Origin of the sequence: Hyphomonas sp. BRH_c22, assembly GCF_000961795.1 — a bacterium.
GTDB lineage: Bacteria > Pseudomonadota > Alphaproteobacteria > Caulobacterales > Hyphomonadaceae > Hyphomonas.
In genome coordinates this window covers 40,898-59,975 of record NZ_LADU01000049.1, presented here as the reverse complement: position 1 = coordinate 59,975, position 19,078 = coordinate 40,898, and the positions used below count along the sequence as shown (strand labels likewise).

Genomic DNA, 19,078 nt, shown 5'->3' with positions numbered 1-19,078 from the left:
AGTTCCGGGAATCGCCGTTATCCCTTCATGAGGCCTTCGTAGTCGTTTTTGCTTTGAGTTCAAATATATTTCCCAGAACACTCACCTTGGGCTTTTCACTTATTTTTCAAGGCAAGCGTACATGACTTTGCTTTTATTGCCATTATTCAGGGTTAGATCGCCTGCCAGACGAAAAACATCAGACGTTTTGTCCGCCAGTGAGTTGTTTCCGCCTCAAAACACTCCTAGTTCGTGCAATCAGATTAATGGAGTTGGAAATTGACGCAAACAAAACGCATCGTCGTGAAAGTCGGATCGAGCCTTCTGGCCAATCCTGACCTGCTCACCCCACGCTGGGCGTTCATTCAGCGGCTCCTCGAAGATATCGCCCTCCTGCGCAATGAAGGCTATGAAGTCGTACTGACTTCGTCGGGTGCCGTCGCGCTCGGCCTGAACACGCTCAAGGTGAAGCCGGAGGATGCCGGCCTGCGCGACAAGCAGGCCGCCGCCGCCTGCGGCATGCCCATCGTGCTGAACGCCTACAAGCAGGTCGCTCACGAATTCAATTTCGACATCGCGCAAGTGCTGGTCACGCGCGGCGACCTTGAAGAGCGCCGGCGCTTCCTCAACACGAAGAACACGGTCCACCGCCTGCTCAATGGCAATGTCATGCCGATCGTCAATGAAAACGACACGATCACGACCGAGGAAATCCGCGTCGGCGACAATGACCGTCTCGCTGCGCGGATCGCCCAGATGATCCAGGCCCAGCACCTGGTCATCCTGACCAGCGTCGATGGCCTGTATGACAAGGATCCGTCAGAGCCCGGCGCCAAACTGGTCGAAGAGCTGCATGACGTGTCCGAATACCTCTCTGTCACCGAAGGCACGAGCGCGCTCGGCAGTGGCGGCATGCTGACCAAGATGCAGGCGGCCAACATGGCCCAGCATGCGGGCTGCACCACGCTCATCGCCAATGGCGAAGCCGACAATCCGGTTTCATCCGTGCTCAAGGGCCTGCGCCCGCACACCAAATGCATCGCCAATACCGAGCCCGCCTCCGCCTGGGCCGCATGGCTTACCGACCGCCTCCAGATGGCTGGCAGCATCGTCATCAGCCAGAACGCGGCCGACCTGCTCGAAGCCGGAAAGCGCGGCGTCGAGCGCGCCGACGTCATCTCGATCCATGGCCCCTATGTCCGCAGCGACGTCATCCATGTCTATGATGAGGAAGGCCACGAACGCGCCCGCGGCCTGTCGAATTTCTCATCCGAGGAAACCATGCTGCTCGCCCGAAACCTCGGTGAGCCCACGACCAAGCTTCTCGGCTACCATACGCAGGCCACGATCATTTCGCGTGACAACCTGGTCGTGCTCGACGAGCGCCACCTGCCCTGGGACAGTCCCGCCGAAGACCAGATGGAACAGGTCGAACGCTAGGAGACGTCCGGCAGGGTGTTCGGATCGTCCGGCGACAGATCGCCAATCTCAAGGATCGGCGCCGCGTCCAGCCTGTCGGCCTGCATCATCCCGGCAATGCGCTGGAGCGAGGAGACCAGCAGCGATTTCTCCCATTCCGCAAGCGCACCGAATCTCTCCAGGAAATCGTGCTGCAGGGGGGCTGGCGCATCTTTCAGGCGCGCCCGACCGGCATCGGTCACGACAACTTCAATCACGCGCTTGTCTTCGGCATTGCGTTCACGGTCGACCAGCCCGGCCCGCGTCAGCCGGTCGACAATCGACGTGATCGTGCCTTGCGACAGGTTCACCGACCGCGCGATTTCCGATGGTTTCCTCCGGCCATGCACGCTGACGGCCTGCAAGACCAGAAGCTGCGGCGAGGTCAGCCCGGTCTCCTTCAGCAGGTGCTTGGAGTAGAGGTCGATCGCCTGCGTGATCTGCCTCAGCGATTTCAGGAGGTCATTGTGGTCAGCCATGGGTCTGCCTCGTAAGGGCTGATTTGCCGGCTCGCAAGGAAGCGCATCACAATACCCCCCCGCCGGAAGGCCGGTGCAGCGTGGCGTTTAAGTCACGCCCCCCGGGAAAGCGGCACGGCCCGGTCAAAGCGATTGACAAAGTTTCAGATTTGAGGCGTTTTTCAACAAATGTTGAATTTGAGAGTCGAAGCATAATGCATTCGGCCCCATGGAGGAACGGCATGAGTAAGCACACATCCCGCGTCGCGTTGATCGCCCTGGCCGCCAGCGCACTGACGCCACTGGCACCTGCTTTCGCGCAGGTTGACGACGAAACAGCCACACAGGCAGAACGCCGCTTTGGCGCCGTTGTGGTCACCGCCCAGCGCCGCGAACAGAACCTGATTGACGTTCCATTGTCCGTATCCGCCTTTGATGGCGACCTGCTCTCCCAGCTCGGCGTTTCCGACATTACCGAAGTCGCCAAGGTCGCGCCGAACGTGACCCTTGAAGTGTCGCGCGGCACCAACTCGACCCTCACCGCCTTCATCCGCGGCGTTGGCCAGCAGGATCCGGTCGCCGGTTTCGAAGCCGGTGTCGGCATCTATGTCGACGATGTCTATCTCAACCGTCCACAGTCCGCCGTCCTTGACGTTTTCGATGTCGAGCGCATCGAAGTCCTGCGCGGCCCACAGGGCACGCTCTACGGCCGCAACACAATCGGCGGCGCCGTGAAATACGTCACCCGTTCGCTCTCGGACGTGCCGACCATGAACCTGCGCGCCGCACTTGGCACCTATGGCCAGAAGGAAATCGTCGCATCCGGCAGTGTGCCACTGTCCGACACGTTCCGCGTCGGTGCCGCCGTTGCGGCTCTCTATCGTGATGGCTTCGGTGAAAACATCATCACCGGCCAGGACAATTACAACAAGGACGTGGGTTCGGCCCGCCTGTCGGCAGAGTGGGACGTCACGCCTGACTTCCAGCTGCGCTTCGCCGGTGACTTCACCCGCGACGAATCGAATGCCCGTCAGGGTCACCGTCTGATCCCGGACCAGTTCCCGCCTTTCACCTACCCCGTTCTGGACGACGAGTATGACACGCGCGCCGGCCTCAATGTCGTCGATCAGGAATCAGAGGCCTGGGGTGGTTCGATCACCGCTGAATACGCCGTGTCCGACACGATCACTCTCAAGAACATCCTTGCCTACCGCGAAGACGAGAGCACCTCGCCCATCGACTTTGACAGCCTGCCTGAAGCTGACCTCGACGTTCCCGCGAACTATGCGAACGACCAGTTGTCGGAAGAATTCCAGGTCCTGTATTCCGGGGACCGCCTGAACGGCATCGTCGGCGTCTACTATCTCGATGCCAACGCCTCGACCGTGTTTGACGTTCTGCTCGGCACGACAGGCGACCTGCTCTCCCTGCCTGGCCTGAACGCCCAGACCTTCGGCGATGTCGGCACCAAGACATGGTCAATCTTCGGCGACTTCACCTATGATCTGACCGATCAGCTCAGCATCGCGCTCGGCGCACGCTACACCGAAGACGAGCGCAGCTCGCAAGTCCTGCGCCGCACCTATATCGGCGGCTTCTCCGAATATTTCGGCGGCAACCCGACACTCATCGCCACCACGTCGGACTTCAACGGTTCGGCCACGTTCGACGATTTCAGCCCGCGCGTTTCGGTCAGCTACAAGCCGACCGATTCAAGCAATATCTACGCGACTTATTCCCAAGGCTTCAAGGGCGGCTCGTTCGATCCGCGCGGCCAGACATCGGCTGCGCCGGACCTCGACCTCAGCGGCACGGTGACGGCCGACGAAGTCTTTGAATTCATGCAGTTCGACCCGGAAGAAGTCGACAGCTACGAAATCGGCTACAAGGGTAGCCAGAATGGCGGCGACCTCACCTACAGCATCGCTGGATTCTACTCTGACTACAAAGACATCCAGGTGCCCGGCTCGATTGGTGTCGATACGGATAATGATGGCGTCAACGACACCTTTACCGGCGTGACGACCAATGCCGGCGCGGCAACCATCTGGGGTGTCGAATTTGAAGGCAACGCCATGCTCGCAGAGCAGGTCTTCAACCAGTCCGACCTCTTCAACCTCGGCTGGTCGATCGGCTATGTTGATGCGCAATACGATGAATACGTCGATGCCTTCGGCAATGACGTTGCCGACCAGCGCGTCATCCAGAACACGCCTGACTGGACCGCAAGTGGCCGCCTGTCCTATGACACGCCACTGACAATCCTCGAAAATAATGGCCGCCTTCTGGTCAACACCTTGATCTCCTACCGTGGCGACTCCAGCCAGTTCGAAGCCCCTAACCCGTTCCTCGACCAGGAAGCCTTCACGCTGATTGATGCGGGCCTGCGCTGGGAAACGGAAGGCGGCCGCTGGGGCTTCAGCCTGAATGGCAAGAACCTCACCGACGAACGCTATATCGTCGCTGGCTACAACTTCGTCACGATCAACCCGAACGGCACGTTCACGCCGACGCTCGGTCTGGAAGGTACGCTGACGGCTTTCTATGGTGATCCGCGTACGGTCACGATGGGCGTGGACTACAAGTTCTAGTCTCCGGATAAACGGTTCTCATCAATGGCGGCGTGGCAATACGCCGCCATTTTTCTTGGGCCTCACTTGCCCGGGCGGATCGACTCAAATCCTGCCGTGATGAATCGCACGATATGCTCATACGCGCCGTCCAGGTCATCCGAACGGCAAAGCCCCTTGGACAGCTGGTCAATACGGCCGGTCTCGGCAAAGGTCAGCGTCAGGGCCCCCGAGAAACAATGGTATGACCAGAACAGGGCCTTCTCGTCGACATCGCCAAGGCTCAGCCGCAGGGCATCGATGAACTGGTTGATCAGCGGGTCGAAGAACTGGGTCATCAGCTTGCCGCCCCATTCGGGCGAGTTGTTCACATAGGCGATCAGCGCATAATAATGCTTCCAGCCGGGCTCGCTCACGTGAGACCCCGTCAGCAGCGGGCGCAGATAGGCCCGCACAATCGCTTCGACACTCGCCGGGTTCGGGCGCGCCTCCGACAGCGCATCCTCCAGGGCTTTCAGGCGCCACGCGTTCAGCACTTCAGCCCGGCGCATCAGCACGGCATCGAACAGGTCGCGCTTCTTCCCGAAATGATAATTCGCAAGCGCAACGTCCACCCCGGCTTCGCGGGCAATCGCTCTAAGGTTCACGCCATCATAGCCGTGCTGGGCAAATTGCGCCTCGGCCGCATCAAGGATCGCGGTTCGGCGAAGGGGCTTTGCATCGTCGTGCATTATTGAGGCCATGTATTGTTTCCGTTCGAACGCATGTGCGTCTATTTTTGAATACTACCGTCCCGGACGCATTTGTCTTGCCCCTCATGGAAAAGCAGGCCATATTTCAACACTTGTTGAAGTGGGGATCAACCTCACTCGTTCCGATTCAAGGGGAACCGATAGCTGATCGTCGCGAGACTGTAAGTGTCTCCCATGCCTTTCCGGCTCTTCCCCTTCCTCCGCCAGCTGCGCGCCAGAATACAGGTTCCGAACCCATGTCCACTGCTCCGCCTCTCATCCCCGTAAAGGCCGCCAATACGGGCCGCACCTGGGTCCTCCTCGTGCTGACGCTGGTCTACACGTTCAACCATGTCGACCGGCAGATCCTCGTCATCCTGCTCGAACCGATCAAGACGGAGCTCAACCTCAAGGACAGCCAGCTCGGCATGCTTACCGGCATTGCCTTTGCCGCCTTCTACGCCACGCTGGGCATTCCGGTCGCCATGTGGGCCGACCGCGGCAACCGCCGTAACATCATCGCCCTCGCCCTGACCGTCTGGTCGGGCATGACGGCCCTGTCCGGGCTGTCGCAATCGTATTGGCAGCTCCTCGTCGCCCGCATGGGTGTCGGCGTCGGCGAGGCCGGCGGCACGCCCCCCGCCACCAGCATGATAGCAGACCTCTATCCCCCGCAGGAACGCGCCACGGCGCTCGGCGTCTACACCACAGGCATCGGCCTCGGCGTCATGCTCGGCTTTGCGCTCGGCGGCCTTGTCTACGAGGCCTATGGCTGGCGCATGGCCTTTTTCGTCGCCGGTGTGCCCGGACTGCTGCTAGCGCTCGTCGTGCGCTTCACCGTGCGCGAGCCGGTGCGCGGCCAGTCCGAAGCGCGCCAGGACGACCGCGCCGCGCCCTCCCTGAAGGAAACCCTCACCTTCATCGCCGGCCAGTCATCCTATCTCTGGCTCCTTGCAGGCTGTCTCTTGATCTGTATCTCGGCCAACGCCTTCCTCGTCTTCACCTCCAGCCACCTCCAGCGCACCTACGGGCTCAGCCCCGGCCAGGTCTCGTGGCCGCTCGGCATCCTCATCGGCGGTGTCGGCAGCATTGGCGCCGTGGTCATCGGTCTCGTCTGCGACCGCCTGTCGAAAAAAGACCTGCGCTGGCGTCCGCTCATCATCGCGCTCTGCGCCGCGATCGCCCTGCCCTTTGCCTTCATGTTCCTGCGCGCACCCACCGTCGGCCTGGCCTATGCCTGGAACGTGGTGCCCAGCTTTGTCGGCCTCATCTATGCCAGCATCGCCTACACGGCCTCACAGGAACTGGTACGTCTGCGCATGCGGGCCTTCGCCTCGGCCTTCATGCTGTTCTGCCTGACGCTGATCGGCATCGGCTGCGGCCCGTGGATCGCCGGCGTGCTCAGCGACTATTTCGCCGCACAGGGCGAAACCCAGCCGCTCGCGCGCGCACTGGAGCTGATACTCATCTTCAACGCGCTCAGCATTCTCTGCCTGCTGATGTCCAGCCGCAACTACCGGGCTGACGCGCTGCGTGCCGCCCGGCTCGACTACTAGCCGCTCGCTACTCGGCTGTGCCGCCGACCTGACCGCCACCCAGTGCCCGGAACAGGGCCACCACGTTCAGCGCCCTGTCGCGCTCGGCATCGATCAGGTTCTGGCGCGACTGATAGTCGTTGCGCTGGGCATCCAGCACCGAGAAATAGTCGTCGATCCCGACACGAAACCGTTCCTGCGACAGGTTCAGTGTCACAGACGTATCTTCGACCAGGCGGCGCAGCGCGCCAATCCGGTCATCCACCGTCTGCGCCACGGCCAGCGCATCCGCCGTCTCGCGGAAGGCCGTCTGGATCGACTGCTCATACTGGGCCAGCGCCAGGTCGCGGTTTGCCTTTGACACACCAAGATTTGCCTTGCGGCTGCCGCCATCGAAGATCGGCAATGACACTTGCGGGCCAACACTCCACGTCCCGCCGCCGTCGAAAAGGTCATCCAGGCCCGTGCTGCTGTATCCGGCGCTGCCGGTCAGCGAGATCACGGGAAAATACGCGGCGCGCGCGGCACCGATATTGGCATTGGCCGCCTGAAGCTGGCGCTCTGCCGCCAGAACGTCCGGCCGCGACAGCAGCACATGCGACGGTGCCCCCACGGGCAGATGATCCATCAGCGGAGACGGGCTCAGAACAGCCGCTTCTGCAATATCGGCCGGCAGGTCCGCGCCGACGACAAAACGCAGCGCGTTCAGGTCCTGCCGCACCAGTCCGGTAAACTGCGCGACCTGCGCCTTTGCCGTCTCCACGCTGGCCGAGGCCCGGCGCACATCAATCTCCGTCACCACACCGGAATCGAACAATTCCCGCGTCAGTGACAGCGACGCGCCCTGACTCTCGACCGTTTCCTTCGCCAGCCGCAGGCGCTCCCGGTCGGCGGCAAGGCTCAGCCAGGCCTGCGCAACCGACGAGATCAGCGATATCTTCACGCTGCGCTCACCCTCCACGGTCGACAAGTATGTCTGCAGCGCCGCTTCATTCAGGCTCGCCACCCTTCCGAACAGGTCAAGTTCATAGGCCGTCACGCCCAGCTGCGCCCGCGCGCTGTCCGCCAGCAGGGGCGAACCATTGTCACCATCGAACGATCCGGTTTCTGTCACCGACCCTGCCGCCGATACGCCAGGCAGGCGCGCCGCCCGCGTAATCCCGTACTGCGCTTCAGCAATGGCGATGCGCGCCGTGGCCGCCCGCAAGTCCCGGTTATTCTCCAGCGCCAGCGCGATCAGGCCTTCAAGGGCCTCCGATTGCACAAGCGCCTGCCAGCCGATCACCGGCACGGCGGCCGTCCCGGTGTCGCTCACAGGCAGGGTTTCCGGAACAGGCGCTTCTGCCCGCTCATAGGCCGGCGCGAGATTGACACAGCCAGCCAGCGCCACTGACAGCATCAGCGGGGCAAGGCGAAGGGAAGGCGTCATGATATTGCTCCATCAACAGTCTTGCGCGCCCTGGGCGTGCGGGTCGTCAGTTTGCGGACCACGACATAGAACATCGGCGCCGCAAACAGGCCGATGAACGTCACGGCAATCATACCGCTCAGTACCGTCGTTCCCAGTGCCGCGCGGGACGCGGCCCCGGCGCCGGAACTGAACACAAGCGGCGTGATGCCAAAGCCGAAGGCCAGAGACGTCATCAGGATCGGCCGGAAACGCAGCCGCACCGATTCCAACGTCGCCTCGATCAGTTCCTTGCCTTCCGCCTCAAGCGACCGGGCGAACTCGACGATAAGGATCGCGTTCTTCGAGGCAAGGCCAACCGTGGTCAACAGGCCAACCTGGAAGAAGACGTCATTGTCATACCCGCCCAGATGCGCCCCGATGACCGCGCCGAGCATGCCGACAGGCGCCACCAGCAAGACCGAAACCGGCACGGTCCAGCTCTCGTAAAGCGCTGCGAGGCAAAGGAAGATGAACAGGCCCGACAAGGCATACAGCAGAGCGCTCTGGTTGCCGGAGCTGCGCTCCTGCTTGCTGATGCCCGTCCACTCAAGGCTCGTCCCGTTCGGCAACTGGGACACCAGCGCCTCCATCTTGTCCATGGCAACGCCCGAGCTTTCGCCCGACGCAGGCTGGCCCTGGATATTGAGCGCCGGTGAACCATTATAGCGCTGCAACAGCGACGCGCCGTAATTCCAGTCGGACGAAACAATTTCCGAAACGGGCGTCATGTCTCCGGTGCCATTGCGGATACGCCAGTCGCCAATATCATCCGCCTGCATCCGGAAGGGGGCATCACCCTGCACGTAAACACGCTTGATCCGTCCACGGTCGATGAAGTCATTCACATAGGTTCCGCCAAGCCCCACCGACAGGAGGCTCGTCGCATCCGCCAGGTTGATGCCCAGCGCCTGCGCCTTCTGATAGTCGAGGTTCAGTTTGAATTGCGGGCTGTCTTCCTGGCCATTGGGGCGCACACCCGTCAGGCCGGGCTCCTGCGCCGCCATGCCCAGCAGCTGGTTGCGCGCATTCACCAGGGCCTCGTGGCCGATGCCGCCCGTGTCCTTCAGGTAGAAATCAAAGCCGCTCGCATTGCCCAGTTCCCGGATCGGGGGCGGGATGACTGCGAAGATCATGGCATCGGTGCGCTGGCTGAACGCGCCCGAGGCGCGGCCCGCTATCGCAGACGATGCCTGCGCCTTGCCGGTCCGTTCCGACCAGTCCTTCAGCGGGGTGAAAGACAGTCCGACATTCTGTCCCTGTCCGGCAAAGCCGAAGCCGGCAATCGCCATCACACCCCGGACATTGTCAGGTTCAGTCTCGCGATAGTGCAGCGACACGGCGTCCATCACCTCTGTCGTCCGCTCCAGCGTTGCGCCAGCCGGCAGCTGGACAATCGTCATCACAGCGCCCTGGTCTTCGTCCGGCAGGAAGGATGTCGGCAGGCTGCGGAAACCCAGTCCTAGCAGCACAAGCATCACGCCGAACACGCCAACGAAAATCCAGCGGCGGCGCAGCACACGCGCCACGATTGCCACATAGGCATTGCGCAGGCGCGAGAACCCGCTTTCGAACAGGGCTCCACCGCGGGCGGCCAGGTTCTTTTTGGCAGGCGCGTCATGCCCATTCGCCTTCAGCAGGGTCGCGCACAGGGCAGGCGACAGGATGATCGCCACCAGTACCGACAGGGCCATGGCCGTGACAATCGTCACCGAGAACTGGCGATAGATAACGCCCGCCGACCCGGGGAAAAAGGCCATCGGAATGAACACGGCCGACAGGACAACCGCGATGCCGACAAGCGCGCCGGTAATCTGCTTCATAGACTTGCGCGTCGCATCGCGTGCCGACAGGCCCTCTTCCGCCATCACGCGTTCGACGTTCTCGACCACCACGATTGCATCATCGACCAGCAGGCCGATGGCCAGAACCATGGCGAACATGGTCAGCGTATTGATGGAATAGCCGAACACCAGCAGGACCGCGAACGTGCCCAGCAGAACCACCGGAACCGCAATCATCGGAATGAAGCTCGCCCGGAAGCTTTGCAGGAAGACCAGGATCACCAGGAAGACCAGCACGACCGCCTCAAGCAGCGTCTTCTGCACTTCGTGAATCGACGTGCTGATGAACGGTGTCGTGTCATACGGATAGACAACTGAAATATCGTCTGGAAACTGTTCCGCCAGGCGCTCCATCGCCGTTCGAATACCTTCGGCTGTATCCAGTGCATTCGCGCCTGAGGCCAGTGAAATCCCCATCCCGGCGGCTGGCTGGCCATTATACTTGGCCACCGTCGAGTAATTCTCTGCCCCCATCTCGACCCGCGCGACATCGCCAAGGCGCACGGACGCCCCGTCGCCGGTCGTTAGGATCAAGAGGTCGCGGAACTGGTCAGGCGTCGACAGCAGGGTCTGCAGTGAAATGGTCGCCGTGATCTCCTGGCCTTCAATGGCCGGGCTGCCGCCCAGCGCACCGGTGGAGACCTGCGCGTTCTGGGCACGGATGGCGGCAATCACGTCGCTCGGCATCAGGCGATACTGGTTCAGCTTGCCCGGATCGAGCCATATCCTCATCGCATAGGGCGAACCGAACAGCTGTACACTGCCCACGCCATCGACCCGGCTCAGCACATCCGTCACATTCGAGCGCGCATAGTCGCCAAGATCGGTCTGGTCAAAGGTGCCATTCGGCGAGATCAGCGCCGTCACCATCAGGAAGCCGGACGAGGCCTTGCTCACCCTTATGCCCTGCCGCTGCACCTGTTCAGGCAGCAACGGGGTCGCCAGCGCCAGCTTGTTCTGCACCTGCACCTGCGCGATGTCCGGGTCGGTCCCGGTCTTAAAGGTCAGCGTGATCGAAGCAGCGCCCTGCGAGCTTGACGAGGACGAGATGTAGTCGAGGCCATCAAGCCCCGTCATCTGCTGCTCGATCACCTGCGTGACCGTGTCCTCGACCGCCTTGGCAGACGCCCCGGGATAGACGGCGTTGACCGACACGGTCGTCGGCGCAATGTCGGGATACTGGGCGACCGGCAGGGTCCTCAGCGCGATTCCGCCTGCGATCATCACAATGATCGCCAGCACCCATGCAAAGATGGGCCGGTCAATGAAGAAATTAGCCATGGGGGATCAGCTCGGGTTGATTACTGTTTGACGACGGCTGTCGCCGCGCCGTTCGGCTGGGCCGCCGCCGTCATCGGCGGGACGGGCGCTACAGGCGCGCCGGGGCGCACTTTCTGAAGGCCGCCAATGATCAGCCTGTCACCGTCTTCGAGTCCCTCGGACACGATCCAGTCATTGCCGTTTGCCTCGATAATCGTCAGGTTGCGCACCTCAGCCGTGCCATCCGCGCCGACCACCATTGCCGTCGGATCACCCTTGACGGTGCGGGTGACGGCGCCCTGCGGCACCAGGAACACATTGTCGTAAGTGCCCGCGCTGAAACGCGCCTTCACGTACATGCCCGGCAGCAGGTAACCGTCCGGATTGGGAACCACCGCACGCAGGATCACCGACCCGGCGCTTTCGTCCACGTTCACTTCACTGAATTCCAGCCGGCCCGGTTCGGCATAGGTGCTGCCATCTTCCAGCATGATCGACACAGCCACGCTTTCGCCGTCCGCAGACTGGATCCGGCCTTCCGCAATGTCCCGCTTCCAGACGAGAATCTTCGAACTGCCCGCTGTCAGGTCCAGGTAGATCGGGTCCAGTTGCTGCACAATCGCCAGTGCTGCCGCCTGGTTCTCGGTCACCAGCGCGCCCGGTGTCACGGTCGACCGGCCGATCTGGCCTTCGATCGGCGAGGTGACCCTGGTCCGGGTCAGGTCGATATTGGCGCGCTGCAGCGCCGCTTTCTGAATGGCGACATCGGCTTCCGCCTGACGCTGCGCGGCAACCGCCTGGTCATAGTCTTCGCGGCTCACGGCATTGATCTCGGCAAGCCGCTCGAACCGGCCGGCCGTCTGGCGCGCCGCATCGGCGGTCGCCTCTGCGCGCTGCACGGCGGCTTTCGCGCTGTTGACCGCAGCGGCATATTCGGAGGCATCAATCTGGTAGAGCGCCTGTCCCTGGCTGACCAGTTCGCCTTCCGTGAACAGGCGCGACTTGATCAGCCCCGTCACCTGGGGGCGAATCTCGGCCTCCCGGAACGCGCGGGCACGGCCAGGCAGCTCGCGCGTGCTCTCAATCCGCGTCTTGTGCACGACCAAGACGTCAACAGGGGCCGCGGCGGGGGCCTGTGCAGCGGTCTGCGCAGGCGCGGCCGACTCGGATGCCCCGCAAGCCGCTGCGGCACCGATCAGGGTGGTGGCTATCAGAACTTTGATACTGTTTGATAATTTTGGCATTAATGTCACCTTGATCAATCCTGCCTATGTGTACATATCGGATAGTGAAGTTAGAATGAACGTTCGAAATAATGGTGCGGCGCAACAATTCAAGGGCAAAACTGGAAGTTTTGAAAAAATGACCCCAGCCATTGAGAAAAAATCTCCCCGTGCCCAGGCACGGCGTGAGCAGATACTTGACGCAGCGACCGCCTGCTTCGTGGAACAGGGCTTTCATGGCACCGGCATGGCGCGCATCGCCGAGCAGGCCGGCATGAGCGCCGGCCACATCTACCATTACTTCGACGGCAAGGACGCCATCATCGCGGCCATCGTCGACCGGGAAAACGGCCTCCAGACCGACAAGCTGTCCAATTTCGAAAACACGCCACCGGACCAGTTGCGCGACGCGCTCGTCGAACGGGCAGAAGAAGGGGTTCGAAGCCTCACGGACCCGTTCAAGTCGGCCCTCAGCCTTGAAATCATCGCCGAGGCCCAGCGCAATCCCGCCATCGCGGAACGCATGCAGGCCCATGACGCGATCGTCCGGGCCAATTTCTCCAGGCTGCTGCGCGACAAGCTCCAGCTCGACAATACGGACGGCCGCATCGACATGCTATTCACGCTGTTCGACGGGTTGGCCATACGAATGCTCCGCCACCCCGATCTTGATCCGGTGACGATGCTCCCCTTCATGCGCGCCTCCATCATGTCCATCCTGGAAGCCTGACGCCCCACCCGCCCTCGCGTCACCCTGCCCTCGCCGCTCTGGACAGCAAGGGGCAAAGCCGGGCAAATCATGCCCATGACACATTTCTCCGGCCCCACCTCGAACAGCTTCATCTCCCAGCGCCTGCGCCTGCACTATGTCGACTGGGGCAATCCGGACGCCCCGCCGCTTGTCCTCGTGCATGGCGGGCGCGATCATTGCCGCAGCTGGGACTGGGTCGCCGAAGAACTCAGCAAGGACTGGCACGTCGTCGCGCCAGACCTGCGCGGCCATGGCGACAGCGCCTGGTCGGAGGATGGCGAATATTCCGTCCGCGCCTGCGTCTACGATCTCGCCCAGCTCATCCACCAGCTGAAATTCGATCCCGTCACCCTCGTCTCGCATTCCTATGGCGGTGCAATCTCCCTGCGCTATGCCGGCATCTACCCGGAAAAGGTCCGCAAGATCGTCGCCATCGAGGGCCTCGGCCCGTCTCCGAAACTGCTGAAAGAGCGCTACAACAAGCCGCCCGGCGAACGCATGCGCGAATGGATCGACTCCAAGCGCGCCGCCGCCGGCCGCACCTCGAAGAAATACGCCACGCTCGAAGACGCCTACCAGCGCATGAAAACCGAAAACAGCTACCTGACAGACGAACAGGCCCGCCACCTAACCGTCCATGGCATCAGCCAGAACGAAGACGGCACCTATTCCTGGAAGTTTGACAATTATTTCCGTGTCATGACGCCCTATGACATCCCGTATGAGGATATCGAGACGCTGTGGGAAGCGATCACCTGCCCCACGCTCCTGCTCTATGGCGAGAAAAGCTGGGCCTCCAACCCGGAAGAAGACGGCCGCGCACAACACTTCCGGCAGGCCGAGGTGAAGCTCTACGAAAACGCCGGCCACTGGCTCCACCACGACCAGTTCAACCGCTTCATCGCGGACATGAAAAGCTTCCTTTAGACCGGCCAACCCGAATATTTGAAGGCACATCCTGAGCGAAGTCGAAGGAGAGCGTGGGGAAGGAGAGCGTGGGGAGAGCGGGATTCGCCCACGCTCAGCTCAGCCCCAGCGCCTCCACCGCCTCGGCCACGCCCCGCATGCGCGGCTGCATGTCATCGGCAATGTGGGCATGTGTCGGAATATAGAACAGGCCGAGATCCAGGCCCTTCAGGGCAATCTCCGCGCAACGGTCAGGCATGATCAGGTTGAGCTCCGGCCGGGCCATGCCCGGGTCCGGCAAATGCTTCGCGATCAGCGCCGTATAGACAGCGCCCGGCATCAGCACATGCACATCCACCGGCACATTGCCCGCCTCGAATTCCAGCTTCATCCACTCGGCCATGACCAGCACGCCATGCTTGGTCGCCGCATAAAGGGCCAGCCCGCTGCCTCGCACGGCGCCAGGCACGCTCAGCGAATTCTCGGACCCCGTTATCATCAGCCTCCCCCGGCCGCCCTGCGCCTCCATCCAGCGCGCATAGGCCTGCGCCATGCGCAGGTTCGCGAATAGGTTCACCTCGAACAGGCGCTCGGCCCGCTCATCCAGTTCCTGCTTGATGATCCGTCGGTTGAGACCGATCCCGGCATTCGAACACACAAGGTCCAGCCGCCCCTGCCAGGTTCCCGCATCGTGCACCAGCGTCTCCGCCACTTCATGATCGGCCATGTCGCATACGATGGCCAATGCCCGCTCGCCGAGGCCCTCCGCCGTTTCGCGCACGCCTTCTGCATCAATGTCGGCGCAGACCACTTTGGCACCCCGGGCAACAAGCGCCTGCGCCAGGGCCCGTCCGATGCCGGACCCCGCACCGGTCACCAGCGCCACCTTGCCATCATAATCGATCATGCCTACCCTCCTCCGGAGCCTGTCAGTCGGCGAAATTGCCCGCCCGCTTCTGCAGGCCCGCCATCACGGCCTCAATCTGGTTCTTGGTGCCCATCAACTCCTCCTGGAGAACGGATTCCGTCAGCAGGGCCTCGCCATCATCCTTGTCGGCAATGTGATTGTACAGTTTCTTCGCCGTCTGCACCGCGCTCGGGCTTTTCGATGCAATCTCGCGCGCCAGCGCCATCGCATCCTCATGCGGGGTCTCGGACACATGCGTCACGAAACCATATTCCTTGCCTTCCACGCCAGAGAACATGCGGCCGGTATATGTCAGCTCCCGGATAATATCCTCGCGCACCAGCCGCCGCATGATCGCGGTCGAACTCATGTCGGGCACAAGGCCCCATTTCACTTCGAGGATCGACAGTTTCGTGTCCGGGTGCACGATACGGATATCAGCGCCCAGCATCACCTGGAAGCCGCCGCCCAGCGCCACGCCGTGCACCGCCGCAATCACCGGCACGCGCAAGGTGCGCCAGCCCCAGACTGCCTGCTGCGCCCGGTTGGCAATGCCATAGGTCCGCGCCGCCAGCCCGCCGCCGGCAACGCTGTTCTCGCTGCGCTTGCCTTCAGCCATCTTCGCGAAATTGCCCATGTCCAGCCCGGCGCAGAACGCCCGGCCCTGCCCGGAAAGCACGACGCAGCGAATGGTCTTGTCCGCGTTGATCTCTTCTGCCGCCGAGATCAGCCGCGCGAACATCGCATCGTCCAGCGCGTTCATCTTGTCTTCGCGCACCAGGCGCACATCTGCGACGCCGTCTTCAACCTTGATTGTAATCCGTTCGCTCACTTGATCCGTCCTGTTCTGTGTTTTCCGAAATTCACTTTAGTCTCAGCCTGCCCCGCACTCAATGTCAGCGCGTATCCATCAGGTTGCGCGCCACCACCATGCGGTGCACCTCCGATGGCCCGTCATAGATCCGCATGTTGCGGATCCGCCCCGCAAACAGGTGCAGCGGCATCTCCTTGGTCATTCCCATCGCGCCGAAGCACTGCATGGCATTGTCGATCATCTCCTGCGCCATTTCGGTCGCGTAGTATTTCAGCATCGATATTTCCGTGCGCACGTCGCGGCCATTGTCCAGCTTCCACGCGCAATCATAGGCCATCAGCCTGGCCGCATGAATCCTCGCCGCGCCATCGGCCACCCACCATTGCACTGACTGTCTCTGCGACAGCTTCTGCCCGAAGGTCACGCGCTGGGGCGCATATTCGCACATCATGTCCAGCGCCCGCTGCGCCGCGCCAATGCACCAGGCCGCCATCTCCATGCGCCGCGTGCCCAGGCGAATCTGCATCGGTCCGAAGCCGTCGCCTTCCTTGCCGAGCAGTTTCCAGCCCGGCACGCGGCAATCCTCCAGCACTACCTCGTAAGTGTACTCGCCGCCCAGCATCGGAATGCGCCGTAGCACATTGAAGCCCGGCGTATCGCCATCCACCAGGAAGGCCGACATGCCGCCCCGCGCCCGCTTTTCGGGGTCGGTAATCGCCATCAGGATCGTGAAGTCCGCCTCCGCCGCCCGCGTGATCCATATCTTGCGGCCATTGATTACCCAGTCGTCGCCGTCGCGCACGGCCCTGGTCAGCATGCCCGCCGGGTCCGCCCCCGCGCCAGGCTCCGAAATACCGATGGCCGAGATTGTCTCGCCCCGCGCATAGGGCTCAAGATATGCCTCGCGCTGCTGCGCGTTCACCGTCGCCATCAGCATCTGCAGGTTCGGCGAATCCGGCGGCAGCGTGTATTGCGCCACTGTCGATCCCAGCGCCTCGTTCACCGCGACCAGCGCCACATGCGGCATGCCCATGCCGCCCGCATCCTCGGGCGCATCAAGGCTCCACAGGCCCATCTCCTTCGACACCGCATCAAGCCGCCTGTGCTCGCTCTCAACCAGGTAAGCGCCTTGCCCCTCGGCATCCCGCGCCAGCACGCCGGCCTCCAGCGGCATCAGCTCGTCGCGCACGAAACGCTGCACCAGGTCGCGCAGCATCCGGTATTCTTCGGCTAGCTCAAAATCCATCGCGCGGCTCCTCTTGCGGGTCTCAGGTGTGGAATTCCAGGCCCTCCATCGCGCCTGTGCTGCGCCAGCCCTCTAGGATCGCGAAATAGGCGTTGGACCCGGCCCCATAGGACGTGTTCTGCCGCGCCATCTTGCTCAGCTTGCCCTCGTTATTGTAATAGCCCGGCGTGCATTCCTCGAGGAATTTCTCGCGCATCATCGCCTTGCTGATGATCTCGCTGACCCAGGCCGCTTCGGCCTCTTTACTCACTTCGAACACTTTCGCCTGACGCTTCTCTGCCTCGGTAATCAGGTAGGCAATCTGCTTGGCCTGCTCGTCCAGAAGATGCGGATAATTCGCCGTGAAGCCTGCCTGCACCGTGCCCATCACGATCAGGTTCGGAAAGCCGTTCACCAGCATCCCGTGCAGGCTGCGATAGCCCTCGGCCCAATGCTCCGACAGCTTGCGCCCGTCGCGCCCGCCCACGTCATAGCCGGCCCGGCGTGCGTATTCCGTGCCGACCTCGAATCCCGTGGCATAGATCAGGCAGTCGATCTCATAGGTCTTGCCATTGGCAATGATCGCGTTCCCGGTAATCCGCTCCACGCCCTGCCCATCGGTATGGACGAGTTCCACATTCGGCCGGTTGAACGTCGGCAAGTAACCGTCATGGAAACAGGGCCGCTTGCAGAACTGGCGGTACCAGGGCTTCAGCGCCTCTGCCGTCGCCTTGTCCTTGACGATCTCGTCGACGCGCGCGCGCACCTGTTCCATCTTCTGGAAATCGGCAATCTCGGCCAGCTCGGCCAGGTGTTCCGGACTGAGGTCCTTGTTGCCCTCCTGCTGTGCAATGAACAGCAGGTTGCGGATGATATGCGTCCAGCCATCCATCACCAGGTCCTGCGAGGCAAAGCCACCGGACACCAGCGTGTTGAAATTCTCCATACGGTCCTTGTGCCAGCCGGGCGTGAGGCTTTTCGCCCAGTCAGGATCGGTCGGCCTGTTGTTGCGCACATCAATCGAGGATGGCGTGCGCTGGAACACGTAGAGCTGCTCGGCGGCTTCCCCGATATGCGGCACGCACTGCACGGCTGTCGCGCCTGTCCCGATAATGCCGACCCGCTTGCCCTTCAGGCCCGTCAGCCCGCCGGAGGAATCCCCGCCCGTATAGTCATAGTCCCAGCGGCTCGTATGGAAGCTGTGTCCCTTGAAACTTTCCACCCCCGGAATGCCCGGCAGCTTCGGCCGGTTCAGCGGCCCGTTCGACATGACCACATGATCGGCCGTCATGCGGTCGCTCCGGTCCGTCTCGATCACCCAGACAGCGGCGTCATCGTCCCAGTTCAGTCCGGTAATCTCGGTCTGCAGGCAGGCCTTGTCATACAGGTTGTAGTGCTCGGCAATGCGGCGGCTATGCGCCAGGATTTCCGGTGCGCGCGAATATTTCTCGACCGGCATGTAGCCCGTCTCTTCCAGCAGCGGCAGGTAGATATAGCTCTCGATATCGCAGGCCGCGCCGGGGTAGCGGTTCCAGTACCAGGTGCCGCCAAAGTCGCCGCCCTTCTCGATCACGCGGATATCCTTGACGCCCGCATCGCGCAGCCGCGCCCCTGCCAGCAGGCCGCCAAAGCCCCCGCCAATGATGACAACATGCGTGTGATCGGTCAGCGGCGCCCGCTCGACGCGCTTGATGTACGGGTCTTCGATATAGTGCGCGAACTCGCCCACCATGTTGACATATTGCTCGTTGCCGTCGCTGCGCAGGCGCTTGTCGCGCTCTTCACGATATTTCGACCGCAGTTCGTCGGGATCGAGTCCCAGCTCTTCTATTACGTCGCCTGAGGCCATAACCTGTCACTCCCGTTATCAGCATTGCAGGCATCACCGCGCGCGCCTGCGGAGGCTTGCGCACATAGCGTCGCCCCTCTGGAAGACCAGTCTAGCTCGCTATTCGGTCCTGAAAATCTGT

The 19,078-nt window shown here is 62.2% G+C and carries 14 protein-coding genes; 5 read left to right on the top strand and 9 right to left on the bottom strand.

The window, feature by feature from the left end; all coding sequences use genetic code 11:
- The first annotated feature begins 258 nt into the window (after positions 1–258).
- Positions 259–1,419, top strand: coding sequence for a glutamate 5-kinase (gene proB / locus VR74_RS06395; RefSeq protein WP_045695273.1), 1,161 nt, complete (start codon positions 259–261; stop codon positions 1,417–1,419).
- Here proB and VR74_RS06390 read toward each other — a convergent pair.
- Entirely contained in the window at positions 1,416–1,916 is a 501-nt protein-coding gene (locus VR74_RS06390) for a MarR family transcriptional regulator (RefSeq protein ID WP_045695271.1), read from the bottom strand. The two genes, proB and VR74_RS06390, sit on opposite strands and share 4 nt — an antisense overlap.
- Positions 1,917–2,137: 221 nt before the next feature.
- Here VR74_RS06390 and VR74_RS06385 point away from each other — a divergent pair, with 221 nt between their 5' ends.
- Positions 2,138–4,486 carry a TonB-dependent receptor gene (locus tag VR74_RS06385; RefSeq protein WP_045695269.1) on the top strand — a complete coding sequence of 783 codons (2,349 nt, stop codon included), beginning with the start codon at positions 2,138–2,140 and terminating at the stop codon, positions 4,484–4,486.
- 62 nt (positions 4,487–4,548) lie between these two features.
- Here the strand turns inward: VR74_RS06385 and VR74_RS06380 are convergent, their stop codons facing one another.
- Positions 4,549–5,208, bottom strand: a complete 660-nt coding sequence (locus tag VR74_RS06380; RefSeq protein WP_045695268.1) for a TetR/AcrR family transcriptional regulator — start codon at positions 5,206–5,208, stop codon at positions 4,549–4,551.
- 245 nt (positions 5,209–5,453) lie between these two features.
- Here VR74_RS06380 and VR74_RS06375 point away from each other — a divergent pair, with 245 nt between their 5' ends.
- Positions 5,454–6,752 (top strand): MFS transporter, encoded by a 1,299-nt coding sequence (locus VR74_RS06375; protein WP_045695266.1) that lies wholly within the window; start codon positions 5,454–5,456, stop codon positions 6,750–6,752.
- 7 nt (positions 6,753–6,759) lie between these two features.
- Here the strand turns inward: VR74_RS06375 and VR74_RS06370 are convergent, their stop codons facing one another.
- The 3 genes from VR74_RS06370 to VR74_RS06360 are packed head-to-tail and all read right to left on the bottom strand — an operon-like array spanning position 6,760 to position 12,526.
- Positions 6,760–8,160, bottom strand: a complete 1,401-nt coding sequence (locus tag VR74_RS06370; RefSeq protein ID WP_045695265.1) for a TolC family protein — start codon at positions 8,158–8,160, stop codon at positions 6,760–6,762.
- Positions 8,157–11,303 (bottom strand): efflux RND transporter permease subunit, encoded by a 3,147-nt coding sequence (locus VR74_RS06365; RefSeq protein ID WP_045695263.1) that lies wholly within the window; start codon positions 11,301–11,303, stop codon positions 8,157–8,159. Before VR74_RS06365 ends, VR74_RS06370 begins: the two co-directional genes overlap by 4 nt.
- A gap of 20 nt (positions 11,304–11,323) precedes the next feature.
- A complete protein-coding gene (locus VR74_RS06360) occupies positions 11,324–12,526 on the bottom strand; it encodes an efflux RND transporter periplasmic adaptor subunit (RefSeq protein ID WP_299949742.1) in 1,203 nt (400 codons plus the stop codon).
- A gap of 118 nt (positions 12,527–12,644) precedes the next feature.
- Here VR74_RS06360 and VR74_RS06355 point away from each other — a divergent pair, with 118 nt between their 5' ends.
- Both VR74_RS06355 and VR74_RS06350 read left to right on the top strand, forming a co-directional pair.
- Positions 12,645–13,235 (top strand): TetR/AcrR family transcriptional regulator, encoded by a 591-nt coding sequence (locus VR74_RS06355; protein ID WP_045695262.1) that lies wholly within the window; start codon positions 12,645–12,647, stop codon positions 13,233–13,235.
- Between the two features lie 69 nt (positions 13,236–13,304).
- Positions 13,305–14,183 carry an alpha/beta hydrolase gene (locus tag VR74_RS06350; RefSeq protein ID WP_299949740.1) on the top strand — a complete coding sequence of 293 codons (879 nt, stop codon included), beginning with the start codon at positions 13,305–13,307 and terminating at the stop codon, positions 14,181–14,183.
- 94 nt (positions 14,184–14,277) lie between these two features.
- On the opposite strand, the gene VR74_RS06345 is transcribed toward VR74_RS06350, so the two are convergent.
- The 4 genes from VR74_RS06345 to VR74_RS06330 all read right to left on the bottom strand — a co-directional run bounded on the left by VR74_RS06345 (position 14,278) and on the right by VR74_RS06330 (position 18,957).
- Positions 14,278–15,069, bottom strand: coding sequence for an SDR family oxidoreductase (locus VR74_RS06345; RefSeq protein ID WP_045695259.1), 792 nt, complete (start codon positions 15,067–15,069; stop codon positions 14,278–14,280).
- Between the two features lie 22 nt (positions 15,070–15,091).
- Entirely contained in the window at positions 15,092–15,901 is an 810-nt protein-coding gene (locus tag VR74_RS06340; protein ID WP_045695258.1) for a crotonase/enoyl-CoA hydratase family protein, read from the bottom strand.
- 64 nt (positions 15,902–15,965) lie between these two features.
- Entirely contained in the window at positions 15,966–17,129 is a 1,164-nt protein-coding gene (locus VR74_RS06335; protein WP_045695257.1) for an acyl-CoA dehydrogenase, read from the bottom strand.
- 22 nt (positions 17,130–17,151) lie between these two features.
- The gene (locus tag VR74_RS06330; RefSeq protein ID WP_045695255.1) at positions 17,152–18,957 is read right to left on the bottom strand and encodes an NAD(P)/FAD-dependent oxidoreductase; all 1,806 of its coding nucleotides are present in this window, start codon (positions 18,955–18,957) and stop codon (positions 17,152–17,154) included.
- Positions 18,958–19,078: the final 121 nt, after the last annotated feature.